Annotated in this window: 17 protein-coding genes; 4 read left to right on the top strand and 13 right to left on the bottom strand. The window is 44.4% G+C overall.

The features are described from left to right. Window positions 1–105: 105 nt before the first annotated feature. The 7 genes from QMG11_RS02650 to QMG11_RS02620 all read right to left on the bottom strand — a co-directional run bounded on the left by QMG11_RS02650 (window position 106) and on the right by QMG11_RS02620 (window position 6,025). Window positions 106–1,038, bottom strand: a complete 933-nt coding sequence (locus QMG11_RS02650; protein WP_281833257.1) for a polysaccharide deacetylase family protein — start codon at window positions 1,036–1,038, stop codon at window positions 106–108. A gap of 178 nt (window positions 1,039–1,216) precedes the next feature. After that, a complete protein-coding gene (locus QMG11_RS02645) occupies window positions 1,217–1,840 on the bottom strand; it encodes a YczE/YyaS/YitT family protein (RefSeq protein ID WP_281833255.1) in 624 nt (207 codons plus the stop codon). A 268-nt stretch (window positions 1,841–2,108) separates the two neighbouring features. Further along, entirely contained in the window at window positions 2,109–2,984 is an 876-nt protein-coding gene (locus QMG11_RS02640; protein WP_281833253.1) for an ROK family protein, read from the bottom strand. A 240-nt stretch (window positions 2,985–3,224) separates the two neighbouring features. Further along, window positions 3,225–4,172 carry a GTP 3',8-cyclase MoaA gene (gene moaA / locus QMG11_RS02635; protein ID WP_281833251.1) on the bottom strand — a complete coding sequence of 316 codons (948 nt, stop codon included), beginning with the start codon at window positions 4,170–4,172 and terminating at the stop codon, window positions 3,225–3,227. Then, complete coding sequence (locus QMG11_RS02630; protein ID WP_281833250.1) at window positions 4,162–4,806, bottom strand: ATP-binding cassette domain-containing protein; 645 nt, start codon at window positions 4,804–4,806, stop codon at window positions 4,162–4,164. Before QMG11_RS02630 ends, moaA begins: the two co-directional genes overlap by 11 nt. 32 nt (window positions 4,807–4,838) lie before the next feature. Beyond that, window positions 4,839–5,525, bottom strand: coding sequence for an ABC transporter permease (locus QMG11_RS02625; RefSeq protein ID WP_281833248.1), 687 nt, complete (start codon window positions 5,523–5,525; stop codon window positions 4,839–4,841). Next, entirely contained in the window at window positions 5,525–6,025 is a 501-nt protein-coding gene (locus QMG11_RS02620) for a MogA/MoaB family molybdenum cofactor biosynthesis protein (protein ID WP_281833247.1), read from the bottom strand. Before QMG11_RS02620 ends, QMG11_RS02625 begins: the two co-directional genes overlap by 1 nt. Window positions 6,026–6,211: 186 nt before the next feature. Between QMG11_RS02620 and QMG11_RS02615 the strand changes: the two genes are divergently transcribed. From QMG11_RS02615 to QMG11_RS02600, 4 genes are all read left to right on the top strand, one after another. Beyond that, window positions 6,212–7,549 (top strand): PhoH family protein, encoded by a 1,338-nt coding sequence (locus tag QMG11_RS02615; protein ID WP_281833246.1) that lies wholly within the window; start codon window positions 6,212–6,214, stop codon window positions 7,547–7,549. 123 nt (window positions 7,550–7,672) lie between these two features. After that, a complete protein-coding gene (locus QMG11_RS02610; RefSeq protein WP_281833245.1) occupies window positions 7,673–8,050 on the top strand; it encodes a GrdX family protein in 378 nt (125 codons plus the stop codon). Between the two features lie 143 nt (window positions 8,051–8,193). Continuing rightward, window positions 8,194–8,832 (top strand): hypothetical protein, encoded by a 639-nt coding sequence (locus QMG11_RS02605; protein WP_281833244.1) that lies wholly within the window; start codon window positions 8,194–8,196, stop codon window positions 8,830–8,832. Between the two features lie 12 nt (window positions 8,833–8,844). Next, window positions 8,845–9,852, top strand: a complete 1,008-nt coding sequence (locus tag QMG11_RS02600) for a potassium channel family protein (protein ID WP_281833243.1) — start codon at window positions 8,845–8,847, stop codon at window positions 9,850–9,852. Window positions 9,853–10,381: 529 nt separating this feature from the next. Here QMG11_RS02600 and QMG11_RS02595 read toward each other — a convergent pair. The 6 genes from QMG11_RS02595 to QMG11_RS02570 all read right to left on the bottom strand — a co-directional run bounded on the left by QMG11_RS02595 (window position 10,382) and on the right by QMG11_RS02570 (window position 17,259). After that, window positions 10,382–11,593, bottom strand: a complete 1,212-nt coding sequence (locus QMG11_RS02595; protein WP_281833241.1) for an AarF/UbiB family protein — start codon at window positions 11,591–11,593, stop codon at window positions 10,382–10,384. Between the two features lie 2 nt (window positions 11,594–11,595). Next, window positions 11,596–13,080 (bottom strand): phytoene desaturase family protein, encoded by a 1,485-nt coding sequence (locus tag QMG11_RS02590; protein ID WP_281833240.1) that lies wholly within the window; start codon window positions 13,078–13,080, stop codon window positions 11,596–11,598. Window positions 13,081–13,147: 67 nt separating this feature from the next. Continuing rightward, window positions 13,148–14,095 carry a polyprenyl synthetase family protein gene (locus QMG11_RS02585; protein WP_281833239.1) on the bottom strand — a complete coding sequence of 316 codons (948 nt, stop codon included), beginning with the start codon at window positions 14,093–14,095 and terminating at the stop codon, window positions 13,148–13,150. After that, window positions 14,076–14,441, bottom strand: a complete 366-nt coding sequence (locus QMG11_RS02580) for a hypothetical protein (protein ID WP_281833238.1) — start codon at window positions 14,439–14,441, stop codon at window positions 14,076–14,078. The genes QMG11_RS02585 and QMG11_RS02580 overlap by 20 nt, the downstream gene beginning before the upstream one ends. Next, on the bottom strand, window positions 14,438–15,352 hold the full coding sequence (locus tag QMG11_RS02575) for a prenyltransferase (RefSeq protein ID WP_281833237.1): 915 nt from the start codon (window positions 15,350–15,352) through the stop codon (window positions 14,438–14,440). The genes QMG11_RS02580 and QMG11_RS02575 overlap by 4 nt, the downstream gene beginning before the upstream one ends. A 575-nt stretch (window positions 15,353–15,927) precedes the next feature. Beyond that, window positions 15,928–17,259, bottom strand: a complete 1,332-nt coding sequence (locus QMG11_RS02570; RefSeq protein WP_281833236.1) for an APC family permease — start codon at window positions 17,257–17,259, stop codon at window positions 15,928–15,930. Window positions 17,260–17,354: the final 95 nt, after the last annotated feature.

Below are 17,354 nucleotides of genomic sequence, written 5' to 3'. Positions count from 1 at the left end.
GTTAGAATTATAACTAGTTTAAAAATAATAAGTTGTAATTAAAGTATTGGAAGAAAAGAAGGAGCAGTGGTCCAGGTGACCACTGCTCCTTTAAAATTTTATTCTTTATCTTAATATCAGATAATCTGAGTATCTGTTTTTACTGTCCCTTATTATTATATTGTTTCTACTTCTGAGAAGCTTCTTGTCTACCCTGATATAGCTTTTCTCTACACGGGTCCACTCCCAGCCATAGCCACTTAAGAATACCTCTACCTTCTCTGCCTCTTCTGGAAGGGTAACCTTCATCCCTTTAAGGATGTCTCCTTCAATATCCACTCTCTCCCACCTTGCGGGGAGGTAGTTCATAGACAGGAAAAACCTAAGGTTTGTCTTTTCTCCCATGGGGATCCTGTTTAAGGTATAGAGGTTGCTGTCTGTGCTTACAGCTCCCATTACCTGCTTAAAGGCACCTTTATATCCCAGATTTTCAACTTCATCGGCTACCTCCTTGGAGTATTCACCATAGGGGTAGGCAAAGTACCTCATCTCTCCGATCCTTTCCTCCAGGAGTTTCTTGTTGAGTTTTAGTTCCTCCCTCATCTGCTGTTTGTCTATTTTCGGCATACTGCTGTGGGTATGGCTGTGGCCTCCGATCTCCCCATATCTGCTGGAGTCCTCGATCATCTTCCAGGTCATATAGTCCCCGTACCTCCTCTCCACAGCCTGGGTATTTACAAATAGTGTAAAGGGATATCCCCTTTCCTTTAAAAGGGGTAGACCATTTTCATAGAAGGATTTATAGGCATCATCTATAGTTATTGCCACCCACTTGTCATTCAGCTCCCTTTTATCTCTCACAGCTTCTACTATCCTGCTTAGTTCCACTATCTCATATCCATTGTCCTCTAAAAATCTCAGCTGCTTTTCAAAGGCCTCAACTGAGACGTTGGTTGAGGGGTGTCTGCTGTCCCCTATCCTGTGATACATGAGAATATGAGCATCCCCAAAGGCTCTCATGGAAAGAACCAACAGTAGTATAAGTATCTTTTTTATCATATCTACCTCCAAGTCATTTTCTGCTAAGGAATAATTATAGCTTTTTTTAAATTTCCATGCAAATTTTTTAACACTTCCAGTAGTTTTACAGTATAAAGATAGAGGTGTCTTGCAGTTAATGAGAGATAAAAAAACTGACCTCTGGGAGGTCAGTAAATTGTAGGTGGTATCTTCCTATCTACTCCTTTACAAGGATGGCCATCCCCTTCTCGGCTACTGGAAGGATATGGTGTACAATACTCCCCATAAAAAATGAGATTAACACTGTACCGAGGCCTAGGTTTGAAAAGTCATTTAATTTAAAGCCTATAGACACAGCCAGAAGAAGAGCAGTTACATCTGCTATGGTTTTAACCTTCTGATAGGAGTGACCTGTGGTGTCTACTATGGAGAAGATAAATGTTTCAGTGTGATTTTTAGGAAAGTTTGTCACAAACATCATAGCTAACCCGACCCCGATGGAGATAAGTCCTGCCACAAGAATTAAAAATCTTGTAAGGAAGGATTCAGAGGTGATCACCTGAATCAGTGGATAATAGAAGATATCTATAAGCTTTCCAAGGATAATGGAGATGATAAAGGCTTTATAGTTTATAAACTCCCTCTTTAGAAGAGCAGCTACAACTAATAGTATAAGACCTATAACGATGATCCAAGTACCTATCTTTATATCGGTGGCTTTGTAAAGATTTTCCACAAGGGCATCCCAGCCTCCCGCACCGAGATTACTTATAAGGGTAAGGCTTACTCCAAGGGCCAGTAGCATAAGACCAAGTAGATAATACAGGTGTTTAAAAAACATGGTGAAATCCTCCTAAGATTTTATCTGTATAGATTTATGGTAGTAGTATACCTGTCTCGACCACTGAATTATAGACGTAAAATCCATTGTAGAACAGTGGTGTAAAAGTTGTTTCTTTTTAAGACAAGTTGTTAGTATAATACCAGATAGTTTCGGTAAAAGCAAGAAAAATAAATAAATGTTTAGTATATAAAGCCATAAAAAAGGAGTAGGACTTTAAAAGTCCTACTCCTTTTTTATGGATTCCCTTAGCAAATACAGTTGATAATTAATTATTCAGGGCGGTAAGGGCCAGAGCCAGGGCTCCGCATATGCCAGCATTATCTCCAAGTTCAGGGTAGAGGATATATTCGTCGATCTTAGAGGCAAGCTCCTCCTTTGCAATATAACTCTTTAAGATCTCTTGTACATAATCCCTTATCTTAGGGAAGAGCTGCTGCTGCTTCATTACTCCCCCTCCCATTATAATCTTTTCTGGGGAGAGGATAAGGATGTAGTTTACAAGAGCCTGAGCCAGGTAGTAGGCCTCCATATCCCAGGCTTCATGATCTACAGGGAGCATATCACCCTTGATCCCCCATCTGGCCTCTATAGCTGGTCCTGCTGCCAGTCCCTCCAGACAATCTCCGTGATATGGGCAACTTCCCTCATATGTATCCTCTGGGTGCCTTCTCACATAGATATGTCCCATCTCTGGATGGAGGAGACCATTTATCATCTCTCCCTCTACCACAGCGCCGGCTCCTATTCCAGTTCCCACAGTTATATAGAGGGCAGAGCTTAATCCTTTGGCAGCTCCCCACTTTAACTCCCCAAGGGCAGCTCCATTTACATCGGTATCAAACTCCATGGGGACCTTAAAGTGCTTTTTCAGTTCTCCCAGGATATTGTAGTTGCCCCAGTAGGGCTTGGGAGTAGTGGTTATATACCCGTAGGTGGGAGAGTGTTTGTTTGGGTCTATTGGACCGAAGGATCCCACTCCCATGGAGATTATCTCCTTCCCATTAAAGAAATCCACAACCTTCTTCATAGTTTCCTCTGGAGTTGTTGTGGGAAAGCTCACCCTTTCCAAAACTTCTCCCCTTTCATTACCTATAGCACAGACAAACTTCGTACCTCCAGCTTCTATAGCACCTAATATCATCTTATCCCCCTTGATATCTTATCTAAATCGATATAACAAAAATCAGTGTGATTAAATTATCTGTATACTACAAAAATTTTATGGGAAGTTCAAGGGGAAATCTGAGGTGGGATAGTGGAGGGAGGGACTATAGATTGCTATACCTTTAATAGGAGAAGTGTAAAAGAAGGCGATGAAGTATTGAGATTGAGAGGAAAAGAAAAGACAGCAGGAGAGCTTCCTGCTGTCTTTCAGTGGAGTCTATCCCCCGATTGAGACCATATTTTTAGATATATATTCCCCCTCTTCCAGCTTATGCTCAGAGGGCTTAGATGTAAGGGCATCCTGGATGATCCTCTCTATACTTTCTCCCCGTCTGAGAGCTGTGAGGAGGTCGATCTCCCTGTCCGAGTGAAGACAGAGTTTTAACCTTCCCTGAGAGGTGACCCTTATCCTGTTGCAGCTGCTGCAAAACTTATCTGAAAGGGGATTGATGATTCCCACTCTTCCCTTACCCTCAGGATAGGAGTAGAGAAGGGAGGGGGAAGCTGCATACTCCCTGTCAACCAATCTGAGGTCAGGGCACCTTTCAAGGACTGTTTTAGAGGAGAGGTAGTGCTGGCTACTCCAGCTTGTGGAATCCCCCATGGGCATAAGCTCTATAAACCTTACGTGGATATCCCTCTCCCTTGTAAGCTCACAGAGGTCAACTATCTCATCCTCGTTGAAGTCCTTTATTAGGACCGAGTTGATCTTTATGGAATTGAAGCCCGCTTTCTGGGCAGCTTCTATTCCCTTAAATACCTTTTGAATCCTTCCCCCTGTCATCTCCAGGTATCTGTTCTCCCTCAGCGTATCCAAGCTTATATTTATCCTCTTGAGGCCGGCCTTCTTCAGGGCTGGAGCCAGGTTTTCCAGAAGGAGGGCGTTTGTGGTGAGGCCGATATCGTCGATGCCATCTATGCTGCTGGTTCTTTCAATTATCTCTACAATATCTCTTCTGAGAAGGGGTTCTCCTCCGGTGAACCTGACCTTCCTTACTCCAAGCTTAGCTGCCCCCCTTACAAGGGAGATGACCTCCTCTGTATCCATTAAGACCTCCTGAGGTGAGGTACAGCCGTCGGGGTTGCAGTAGAGACACCTGAGGTTGCAGCTCTCAGTGAGGGAGAGCCTTAAATAGTTTATCTCTCTTCCGTGTTTATCTATCATAGGTAGTGTCTCCTTTTTCAGTTAAAGAATTTTTCATATAATCTCTGAGGTTGATAGTCCTATGGGCTACCCTTGCCACTTGTTCCCTGTCGTGGCTGATAAGAAGGACGGTGGCCTTATTTTTACTGTTGAAATCTTTTATGGCTCCCTCGATGGTGGCTGCCGACACTGTGTCGAGGTTTGAGGCAGGCTCATCCAGGAGAAGAAGCTTTGGAGAAAATGAAAGGGCCCTGGCAAGAACCACCTTCTGCCTTTCGCCACTTGAAAGGGAGAGGGCATTCTTCTTTCTCAAATATTCTATATTGAAGAGTCCCAGAAGCTCTCCGACCCTCTTCTCCATGGAACCTCTAGCCATGCCCCTTATCCTTAGGGGATAGAGGATATTTTCCTCTACACTCCTGTCCAGGAGGAGGGGAGGGTGCTGTACAAGGGTGACCTCCTTGGAGCCTATACCGGTTTCCACAACTCCCTCATACTCCCTGTCCAGACCTGCGATTATATTAAAGAGGGTACTCTTTCCCAGACCATTCTCTCCTACTATGGCTGTGATAGTGCCCTCCTCTATATTCAGTTCATCTATATCCAGTATATTTCTAGTGCCAAAATTTTTAATTAAACCTTTTATCTTAATCATTGCCAACTCCTGAAAGATCTAAAATTTTATTGTTACTCCCTGTGGAGGCTGTATACTATGCAGTTCAGGATGAAGGTAACAACAAATAATATGATCCCCAGAGCTATCCCCATGGAGTAGTCTCCCATGGAGTTTAACATGGAGATGGCTGTTGTCATTACCCTGGTTCTTCCCTTTATATTACCTCCCACTATCATAACAGCTCCCACCTCGGTAATAGCCCGAGAGAAGCAGGTGAGGGCTATTACAAGGATCTCTCCCCTGAGTTCTCTGAAAACAAGGGCTACTATCTGCAGCCTGTCAGCCCCAAGGGTTCTTCCAAGGTTCTTAATCTTCCGTCCCTGCTTTCTTGAGAGCTTGTAGGCAAGTCCCGTGGCAAGGGGAGTGATGAGGAGAACCTGGGCTATTATCATAGCTGATGGCGTGTAGAGAAGCTGCATAAATCCCAGAAGGGATCTCCTGGAAAGAAGAAGAGCCACTGTAAGACCGATGACCACAGAGGGAACTCCCATAAGGGAAAATACTACCCTGGAAAAGATCCCCTCTCCCCTAAACCTCTTGAGTCCCAGGGCCACTCCCAGGGGAAGAGCTGTGGTCAGAGTGATTAGGGTAGCTGTAGCCGACACCCCTATGGAGAGGAGAATAATGGAGTAGAGCTCCCTGTCCATGGAAAGGAGCAGTTTAAGAGCCTCTGCAAATCCTCCTATAATATAGTCCATTACTTATTTTCACCTCTGGCACACTCGCTGGCTCTACCGGTGAGGGTTTCCAGCCCGTGCTCCAGTGGAGAAAGGATATATTCCAGACTCTCCTTTACAGCCTTGGGGCTTCCTGGCAGGTTTATTATAAGGGTAGCCCCCCTTACTCCGGCAACTCCCCTGGAGAGCATAGCTCTGTTTGTTATGGTCATGGAGTAGGCTCTTATGGCCTCAGGGATTCCGGGAACAAGCTTTTCCACAACCTCCAGTGTAGCCTCAGGGGTGACATCCCTGGGAGAAAGTCCTGTACCTCCAGTTGTTATCACAAGATCCACCCTGTCCCTGTCGCAGACCTCTATGAGGGAGGATTTAATCATATCAAACTCATCTGGTATAAGGATCTCCCCTGCTATCTCATAGTTTCCTCCTTCAAGAATCTCCCTTATTACTCCGGTACTTCTATCCTCTCTCTCTCCTCTATACCCTTTATCACTTAAACAGATAATACTAGCTCTAAACATATGCCACCTCGCACTCAATCATTTATTTCATTACTTTAAATTACTGTACTCCTATAAATATATCACATTTTGTAAAGAAAGAGTATACAAAGCTACTAAAGTTTTCATAAGAAAAATATCAAGAATGGGATTAAATGGTGGTACAATTATATTAGATCAATTTTTGCGAAAACACCAGGGGGAAAGATGACTAAAACTTATGTAGTAGATACCAATATAATTATAGCCAACCCATACTTTATGAGGGAGTTTTCAGACTGTATCATAAAACTTCCCATCTATGTATTGGAGGAGCTGGATAAATTAAAATCAAGGGAGGGAAACAGCGGCTTCAGAGCAAGGCAGTTTTTCAGACACTTTAAGAAGATAGAGAATGAGGGGAACCTGTTAGAGGGGATAGAGCTGGGAAACAATGTGATCCTCAAAAGCTCCATAGAAAAGCTTTCAGGAGAGCTTCCGGAAAACTACGACCTCAACTATGCAGACAATAAGATACTGTCCCTTATGCTCAGCCCCAGCCATAAGGAGGATATATTGGTGACCAATGATATCAGTATGAGGTTGAAGGCTTCCTCCCTTGGGATAAAGTGTAAACATATGGACCTTTCAGATAAGCATAAGCTGGATGACCTCTACAACGGCCTTCTTACCAAAAAGGTAGAGGTAGAGGATGTGAAGAGGTTCTACAGCGAGGGAGGGCTAACCCTTGAGGAGCTGGGGATAGAGCATATGTACCCCAACCAGTTTTTTATAGGCCTCACAGACTATGACTACAATAAGATTCTGGGGAGGTATGACAATAAGAAGAAGAGGATAGTTAAGCTAAGGTTTGAGGATGGTAATGCTTTTGGAGTAAAGGCAAGAGATGACAGGCAGAAGTTTGCTCTAGAGGTCCTTTTGAGTCCCGAGATCCCCTTTGTAACCATTACCTCCAGGCAGGGATGCGGAAAGACCCTTCTGGCCCTTGCAGCTGCTCTGGAACAGGTCTTTGAGCACGAGGTATATGAAAAGGTCATAGTGGGGAAAAATACCTCGCCCATAGATAAGTGGAGTTATCAGGGGTTTACCACTGGAGACACAGAGGAGAAGCTTCTTACCCACTTTGGTAACTATACCACTACCCTTGAAAATATCAGTGAGATAAGGGGAAAGAAGGGAAAGAATGGACTGGAGCTTCTCATGTCCCTTAAGAGCAAGGGGAAGCTGGATGTTCTGGATGTCTCTTCTATCCTGGGGTCGAGCTTTATAAACAGGATTTTAATACTGGATGAAGCCCAGTCCTTTGATGCCCATGCCATGAGATCCATTATCACGAGGATAGGTGAAAACTGTAAAATGATACTTATCGGGGATATCGGACAGCAGACGATATCCAGGGTGGATCCAGATAAGTCGGGACTCTTTACAGCGGTGGAGTGGCTCAAGGGAATAGATGAGACCGCCCATATCAGCTTAGATACAGTTCACAGAAGTACCTTTGTAGACCTTGCCAGCAAGATCTTCGATGAAAAGATGTATGGTTAGAAACAAAACACTTTATCTGGAGCCCTTGAAAAACTTGGGATAGTTTTATTAAAAAAAGCTTTCGACTCTTGACTATTGAAAGTTTCTGTGCTAATAAAGTACCAACAAAGGAGGGGGTTGCATATGAAGTATATTTTGGTAACGAATAATCGAAAGGTATACAATTTCTACAAGGAGACAGATGAAGTAATCTATCTCAAGGAGGGTAGGTTTATGGATGTACTGGATCTTGTAAGGGATAAGATCCACAAGGGACATACCCTTTTGACGGATCCCATCATGTCCAATATTGCAGATTCAAAAAATCCCTATAAATCCATAGCAATTTCATCCTCAGCCCACATCATGGATGAGAAGTCCATGAAGTTTATCGAGGGAGCTCACAGTGTGGCGGAAAAGCTGGAGGAAAATGGAGGAGGAGAGAAGCTCTCCGAGGAAAAACTCAAGGAGTACAGGTATGTGGACCTTAACCTTATAAGGGAATGGGTCAAGGGAGTTTAAAAGGTTAAAAATTTATCGGAAAGAGCTAAAAATTGACACAAATCTATAGATGGTGATATAATTTATCTATTACTTATGAAGAATAGAGAGGCTTTTGACTCCATGGAGTCTGAAGCCCTTTATTTAGTTAGGGGGATTTTAGCTTGGCGATTTGTAGCGATCTAAAGAAAGCGATAGAGGATGTAAAGATTAATTTTGTACCTGTAAGGGATCTGGAAACCAATGAGATATATGGTTATAAGGTGATCAAGGAGTTCCCAGAGGATATGGCTCTTGAAAAGGAGGAGATCTATGACTGGGTCTACGATGAAAACTTTTTTGAATTCTTCATCTCAAAGATAAAGGATAAAGCCCTTAAGATAGCAAGGGAGAGGGGATACCTGGACAAGAAGTTCTTCTATACCCTCAGGGTAAACTATATAAAGGACAGCGACTTTCTCTTCAGCAATATCGAGAGTATGCTGAACAAGTATCAGCTGAGTAAGGAGAATATCTGCTTTGAGATCAAGGGATTCAAGGATTGGAGCGATGTGGAGGAGATCCTTGACTATGTAGAGGAGGGATATGAGATCCTCATCAAGGAGGGGAATCAGAGTCTAGACAGAAACCTTCTATCCCTTATAGAGCCCCATATGGTGGAGGTCAGCAGCCTTGAAAACAGGGAGCTCATAGAGACAACGAAATCCTATGGGGGAAAAATAATCTATAAGATAAAGGAAAATGAGAAGATAGACGAAAAAAACCTTAGAGAAGTGGGAGTAGATCTCATATACAAAAAATAAGGGGTATCTTTTATGGATCAAGAATTGAAGAAGGTATGGGGGGCCCTGGCAGTTCTTTTGGGAATTGGAATAGCGGGAACCCTGGGATATATCTATATAGAGGGTTATACCCTTACAGATGCCCTCTATATGACGGCAATAACCCTTTCCACAGTGGGATTTGGCGAGGTAAGTCCCCTCTCACCTGCAGGGAGGCTTTTTACCAGCGGCCTGATATTCTCCGGAATAAGTGTGGTAATCTATGCAGCTACCAGCCTCACCACATTTTTTGTAGAGGGGGAGATGAGAACCTACCTGAGGAGTGTAAAGATGAATAAGAAGATTGAAAAACTGAGGAGACACTATATAATCGCCGGAAATGGACGGACGGGAAAGAAGCTCATAGAGGAGTTTATGAATAAGGGGTACCCCTTTGTGGTGATAGAAAAATCTCCTGAAAGTATAGAGGGGATGGTAGCCAGGTATGGGGATAACATCCTCTATGTCCTTGGTGATGCCACAGATGATGAGATCCTTAAAAAATCTGGTATAGAGAGGGCTGGGGTTCTTCTTTCGGTACTATCTACCGATGCAGACAACCTCTTTGTTACCCTCAGTGCCAAGGATCTGAATAGGGATATAAGGGTAATTACAAGGGCTGTAGAGGCAAGTAGTGAGGGGAAGCTCAGAAGGGCCGGAGCGGATAAGATAATATCCCCACTGGAGATAGCAGCCAACAGGATGTTTGCTACGGCAACCCAGAGCGAGATAGTGAGCTTTCTGGATGTAATGAGTAAAAACCACAGTCTGGAGGGGCTGAACTTTGCATCGGTACCCCTTAAGACGGGGAGTGAACTGGTAGGAAGCAACCTGAGGGAAGCCAAGATCCCTCAGAGGACTAACCTCATAGTTATAGGTATAGAGAAGGAGGGGGAGGTAGAGCTGAACCCCAGATCTCATACTGTACTAAATATGGGAGATAAGCTCCTGGTTCTTGGAAACAGCGAACAGATAGCAGCACTGAAAACTATATCTGAATAAAAGACCTGAAGGTAGTACCTTCAGGTCTTTTTTGTAAATTAAATTATGAAACTTTTAAAAGATCTCAAAAGTTAATCGATAAGGTTTTTATATAAGGTACGTTATATGGTTTATTTCTAGTCGGACATACCATTCTTCTAAAGTTTACTAAAGTAAAGTAAGAATAAAGGAAAAACGAACCAAAGAAAATTCGATACTTTTGTCTTGATACAAAGGTATCCAAAAAATCAAGTCTTTCGGTAATTGTCTTTATAAGTAAGAACATAGTTTCCATTGCTCTCCTGGGCTCTCTACAGAGCCTAAAGAAGTTAAACGCAATTTGAAGTAAGCTTTTTAAGTGAAGTCCGACGACTACCTGCAGACAGCATTTTAATTTGAAATCCTAATTCGTTTAACGCTGTGAGCGTAGCGAAGAAGTTCTCTTGGGGGATTCGTGGTAATTTTTTTGTATAGGCATCTTTTTTTGACCTGACCATAGGGAAGAAATGTCCTTGGGGTACAAGAGAAAGGTGCGAATCATTTTTAGTTTTTACTCCTTTGGAATCCAGTCTATGAGGTAGTCTGTAAACTCCCTCACATCCTCCATGAGGACAGCTTCTGGCTTACACCTTAAAACCATTCCATCCAGATACATAAGGCTCTTTATGACGGGGAACATCCCATCTCCAAAATCCATTCCAGAGTTGATTCCCATCTTAATGGTTTCCATCATCCGTCTGGTAAGACTGATCTCAGAAACGGTGGCTCCCTTGAAGTCCTGGTAGAGAAGAAGGAACTTATTCAGAAATTCATCGTATACCTCTCCCTCTATGGGGATGAGGGACATCCTGTTGAGGTACCTGGCAGCCCCATGGTAGTCATACCTGCTGAGATAGTAGAAGAACCAGAAGAGTCCCCTCTGAAGCTTTGGAGATATCTTGGAGAGACCGGCACAGTCTATGAGGTAGATCTTATTGTCCCTTCCAAGGATTATATTTCCAGGGTGAAGATCACCGTGAAAGGTTCCCACCCTGAAGATATAGAAGCTGTGAAGCCTGAAGAGCTCAAGGAGGGTATCGTAGGTAAGGGCCTCTCTGCTTAAAAGGCTGTCAAAGGTTTCCCCCTCTATATACTGGGATACCAGAAGGTTTTCAGAGGAGAGCTCCCTGTAGAGCTTGGGAAAATCCAGGGTGGAGAGATCGAACTCCTCTATCCACCTATCCCTTATCCCCCTGAGTTCCTCAGTATCCCGGTACTCGTGGAGAAGGTTTAACTCCTCCAGGGTATAGTTTTTAATATTCTCAAGGATCCCTATGGGATTGAAGATCTTGTTAAACTTGGGCCACACTCCCCTAATCCTCTCTATAAGTCCCTCTATACTCTGAAGGTCTCTCAGAAAGGGTTCCCTGAAGCTTCCCCTGATTACCTTGATGGCAACCCTCTCTCCAGTGGATGTGACTCCCCTATGTACCTGCCCCACCGAGGCAGAGGAGAAGGGCTTCTCCTCCCAGGAGGTAAAGCTGCTCCTGAGGTACTCCTCGTCTCCTATGAGCTGGGAGAGGGTCTCCTCCCTGGCAGGATAGCTGTGGGTATAGAGCTTGCTCAGGTGGGTACACATCTCCTCAGAGAGAAAGTCAGCCCTCAGAGCATAGTGCTGGGCCACCTTTACAGCCAGGAGTCCCTTCCCCTGGATCTTCTTCAGGTCTGGAAGTTTCTTTTTATAGAAGGATGATACAAGTCTCAGGAAGGCAAAGCTATTCATATCTATACCTCCCTGTGGATGAGGTTGGCTGTAATCCTTCCAGATTCATAGATTGTGGGAAGTCCGCTTCCAGGATGGGTTCCTCCTCCCACAATATAGAGGTTTTCATATCCCTCCAGTTTATTGTGGGGTCTCAGGATGAGCATCTGGGAGACCTGGTGTCCCAGATTAAAGGTAGCTCCCAGGTATACATCCATCTCCTTTTCCCAGTCTGCAGGAGTGATTATCCTCTCTTCCTCTATAGATTCCGAGATGCCTTCAAAGCCACCTTCATTCTCCAGAGCTCTCATAACCATATCCCTGTAGGAGTGTTTTTCCCTCTCCCAGTCTATGCTGGACTTGTTGTTGGGGACCGGCACCAGTACATAGAGGGCGGACCTTCCCTCTGGGGCCAGGGTAGGATCTGATACAGAGGCATTCTGAACATAGAAGGAAAAATCCTCGGAGATGATCTTTCTCTCTGTTATGTCGGCAATGTTTTCCCTGTAGTTTTTAGCAAAGATAATGTTGTGGTGGGGAAGATCTTCGTAGACCTTATCTAGCCCCAGGTAGAGCATGAAAGTGGAGCAGGAGTACTTCTTCTTTTGGAGGTTGGTGTCGCTGTACTTGTCCTTCAGGGCATCTGGTATGAGCTTCTTCATCCCCATGGCAAAGTCAGCGTTCATGATGACGTGATCTCCCTCTATCCTTCTTCCGTCGGCAAGCTCCACACCGACAGCCTTTCTCCCCTCAAAAAGGATCTCCCTTACCGGGCAGTCGACCTCGATACTTCCTCCATCCTCTACAACAGCCTCAGCCATGGCATGGGAGAGTCTGTTCAGTCCTCCCTTCACGTGGTAGATTCCCATCTTGTGTTCCAGGTAGGAGATGATACTGAAGGTTCCCGGGGCTTCCCATGGGGACATCCCGATATACTTTGCCTGGAATGTAAAGGAAAGCCTGAGGAGGTCTTCCTTAAAGTATCTTCCCAGAGAGGTGTAGAGAGACTTATGGGCATCCAGGTAGGGAAGAGCCTTGATAAAGTTCAGCTTAAAAAGGTCTGCAAGGTTAGAGTAGGGAATCTGCAGGCAGGGGATCAGCCTCTGGAACTTCTCCTCCTCCCTCCTGAGATACTCCAGGTAGCCCCCTGATTCTCCAGGGAAGACCCTCTCGATCTCCTCTATCATCCTCTCCTTCTCAGAAGCCGACCAGGGATAGAAGGTCTTCCCCTCTCCGAACTTTAAACGGTACATGGGATTTATCTCTATGAGGTCCACATAGTCCTCAAGATTTCTTCCGGTTTCTGTAAATATCTCCTCCAGGATCTCCTTCATGAGAAAGAAGGTGGGGCCCATATCAAAGGAGTAGTCTCCCAGCTTTATCTGAGAGTTTCTTCCTCCGATATACCCCTGTTTTTCAAAGACCCTTACATTGTATCCTCTATGAGCAAGGAGCATGGCTGTGGAAAGTCCTCCAGGGCCGGCTCCGATAACAATAATATCCTTCATGTTTCCTCCTTTTTCAACCCCTCCCTCCTAGTTAAGGAAGGGATATATTTGATAACTTTAAATTACTCTACCTCCTGTAGAGGTGATCTATGACAAAGGTGAATCCCTTCCTCGCTTCAGGAGAAGCGATAGCAGAGAGGGATCTGGAAGCTCTCTCCAGATAGGAGTTGCTTATCTGGTAGCATCTCTCAATAGCCGTAGATTTTCTAACTGCATCAACAACTCTATGAAAATCCTCCTTCTCCGAGTGGGGAGAAAGAGCTTCAATCCACCCTTTAAACTCCTCATCCTCCTCCATGTGAAGGAGGTAGGGAAGGGTCACTATACCGCTTCTGATATCCTCGCCACTCTCCTTTCCTGTATCCTCCGGGGAGGAGGTGATATCTTTTATATCATCCAGGATCTGGAAGGCACACCCTATATTAAACCCTATGGAAAAGAGCTCTCTTCTTGTATCCTCCTTGGCTCCAGAGAGGATACCCCCTGCAATACAGGGAAGGGCCAGGAGGGAGGCAGTCTTCTTGGCGATCTTTTCCAGGTAGTCCTCGTATGTGCACTGAAAGCTATATCTCTCCTCCAGCTGCTTGATCTCTCCCATACAGAGGTCCTTTAGGGTGGAGACCAGAAGGCGGGACACCCCTTCATCTCCCAGGGAGGTTATCTGATCTATGGCAAAGAGGGAGAGAACAGCCCCTATGGAGGTGGCTTCCTCCCCGCCGTGGATCTTAAGGGTGGTAGCCTCTCCCCTTCTCATAAAACTTTTGTCTATAATATCGTCGTGGATGAGGGAGGCTGTATGGAGGAGCTCAAGGGCAGCAGCAGCCCTGTAGCAACTATCATTCAGAGTACCAGCTTTGGCAGACCAGATGAGGAAGAGGGGTCTGAGCCTCTTCCCCCCAGATGCTACCAGCCTCTTGACCTCCTTCCTTATGAGGAGATCCTCTATCTCCTCTATAATTGTATAGATACTCTCCTCTATTCTTATAAGGTCATCTCTAAAGATCTCCTTTAGCATAGGCCACCTCCCTTGCAAGGGGAAGGAGTTCTTCCCTGTAGCATACTGCCCTCCCCATAATCCTTTGAGAGTGACAGTGGGATATCCTGTGAATAATCCTTCTTAGAAGCCCCCTGTCCCTTGAGGTGAGGCGTCCAGTGAGAATGGATATAAAGAGGTCTCCCAGAAGGATGTTTTTCTCCTGTTCCCCCTCCTCATTCCCAGAGATGTGAAAGTGGAGGATGAGGTATGCAACTTTAAAGTCTGTCTGGACCTCCCTCTCTGAGGTGATGGAGGAGAGCTCCTTCATATATTCTCCATCGATAAGTTTAAAATACTCCTGGGTCTCTATATCTTTTAACTTCATCCTGGCATCACTCCCCTCCAGATTATCTCCCCTGCCATAATAAGGGTGTAGACCTTAAAGAAGATTATCCCAGAACCACAGGATAGACCCATTAGGGGAAACTTATTCCTCATAGTGGTGTTTTCTGTGGTTATCCCTGTGAGTCTCCTCCAGATAACAGGTAGGGTAAGGGTGAGAAGGAGCATAGATACTGGAAGAAGACCAATGGCTACAGCTCCTATGAGGAAGGAAAACATCCCCAGATAGAAGAGCTTCAGAGCCAGGATAGACCTTTCCTTTCCCAAAAGGAGGGCAAGGGTAAGGCGGTGGGAACTGTCCTTCTCCATATCACAGATACTGTTGGTAAAGGTCATTGTGGTTACCCACAGCACTGCCGGGATGGCGATGAAAAAGATCTCCCAGGAAAGCCCCCCTGAGTATATGAAGTAGGAGAGCCCTGAGATAAAGAAGCCGTCCACTACTCCCGAGTAGATCTCCCCGATGGGAGTTGTGGAGATGGGAAGGGGCCCCGCTGAATAGATGAGACCTGAGATGACTCCTATCCCTCCAAAGATTAGTACGAGGGGACCTCGTATATAGGTAAGGTAGAGGATGGGGATGATGGAGATTATAAATACATAGCCCATGAGCTTCTTCACATCCTTGGGATCAACTCCCTCCCCTACAATAACTGAACCTGCAGAGTCAAATATCGTGTCCTCGGTGTCCAGCCCGCTCATAAAGTCCGAGTAGCAGTTTACTATATTGGTAAAGCTCTGCCCCAACACTGCAGCAAGGAGTATGGCTACAATAAGGTCCAACCTGAAGCTTCCCCCCTGATAGAGGTAGAAAAGGGTCGTAATGGTAACCGGCACTATTGCCGCCGACCAGGAATATGGTGCAAGAATGGTTATTATCTGCTTTTTAGTCATTTTAACCTCCCAGTAATACTAAATTTATCACTAGTCTTTTAGATAAAAGGTATAGAAATCCTTTTTCTATGGGAGTTTTAAAGAGGACATTAATAAAAAATTAAAGTTGAAAAACTTACTTAGATAAGCAGGAAGTGGAAAAATCTATAAAAATTCTGTCACGAATTATCACAAATTACCACGAATTTAAAGGCACCAGAGTAATATGACGAGCAAAGCTATCCTAAACTAATGTAAGGAACTTTGTGAGGATTAATTAGAAAAAAGATTTAAGACGAACTACAAAAGGTATGTTTGAAAAGTCTAAAATAGAAATATAAAGTGACCGTAGGCAGACGTTTAGGCGTCACAGTATATGTTACCTCTTTCCGTCGAACAGTTTAGGTTCTATCTAGAGCCAATAAAAGGAAGAGAAACTCTGAACTTTCTGGAAAAGTCGATTGCCGAAGGTCTTGACCTTTGGTTACTTTGTGTCAAGACAAAGTAACAGAATTCATAAGAGGATTGCGAAGAGAAAGTGATATATAGGGAAATAAAAAAAGGATGACTCTTAGAGTCATCCTTTTAATTTTCAATTAAGCAGTAGCTGCTTTCTTCTTGCTCTGCATAGCGTAGATTGGAAGACCAGCTAGTGCTGCAAGGGATGCTGCAATAGCATATACAGGAGTATTAATGAATGTAGATACTCCAATGTAAGTTCCTCCGATAATAGCGATGATTGGCACTATCGGGAACAGAGGTACCTTGTATGGTCTGTGTAGGTTTGGCTGATCCTTTCTCAGCTTGATAACAGCTATGAAAGTAAGAGTATAGAATACCCAGATTACAAATATTGTAAGGTCAGCTAGTAAGTTGAACTGTCCAGACAGTGTGTAAAGGATAGCCAGTACAGAGATAAGAGCACAAGATGCTACCGGTGTACCAAACTTAGGGTGGATCTTACCGATCTTATCCGATCCAGGAAGAAGCCCCTCTGAAGCAAGAGTATATGGAACTCTCATACCAGTAAGCATATATCCATTACAAGCACCGAAGATAGATACTGCAATACCAGCAGTGATAAACTTACCACCAATAGGTCCAAACAGAGCCATTGCCACGTCTGCTGCAGGAGTTGCTGAGTTAGCAAGAACATCTGCAGGAAGAACATATAGGTAAGCTATATTGATAAGAACATAGATTACAGTGATACCAGCTAGTCCTCCAACGATTGCCTTTGGAAGATCCTTTGCAGGGTTCTTCATCTCACCAGCTAGAACTCCAGCGTTGATCCATCCGTCAAATGCGAACATGATAGATACAAGAGCTGCTCCAACAGCTGCGAACATTGTTTTACCCTCTGAAAGAGCCTCTGGGAACATTGGAGACAGGTTAGCTGCTCCTCCCTCAGGTCTCATAAATCCAAATATAATGATAGCAAATAATGGTATTAGCTTACCTGCAGTTGAAACAACCTGGATCCCTCCTCCAAGCTTTGAACTGATAGAGTTCATTGCTGCAAGTAACACGATACATCCAATTGCCATAGGAACGATAGCTCCCTGTCCAAGCCCCATAAGGCTTACCGATTGAGTTGCGAAGATGATTGCCAGTGCCGCCAGTGTTCCAGGCATAAAGATTGCTGCCTGAGTCCATCCAAGAAGGAAAGCTACTCTCTTACCGAAAGCCTCCTCAAGCCAGGCGATCATACCACCAGTTTTTGGGATTGCCGCTCCCAGCTCTGCAGCAGTAAGTCCTCCTGCAATAGATATAATTCCAGCAACTACCCAAAGTACCATTCCGATACCAGGTGCCTCAGTTGCTTTAAATACTACGTTTGGTCTGAAGAATACACCAGAACCTATAACCATCCCTACAACAGTAGTAAGAGCAGTCATAAATCCAAAGTTCTTTTCTAGTTTTGCCATTTTGTCCTCCCAAGTTTAAATATAACTTTGTTTTTGATTTGAAACTTATGATACAGAAAAAAGTTGAATGTGTCAACAGCAAAAACTATCCAATA

Source organism: Propionigenium maris DSM 9537 (assembly GCF_027925155.1).
Classification (GTDB): domain Bacteria; phylum Fusobacteriota; class Fusobacteriia; order Fusobacteriales; family Fusobacteriaceae; genus Propionigenium; species Propionigenium maris.
The sequence above is the reverse complement of the archived record's forward strand: the minus strand, read 5'-3'. Positions and strand labels throughout refer to the sequence as shown.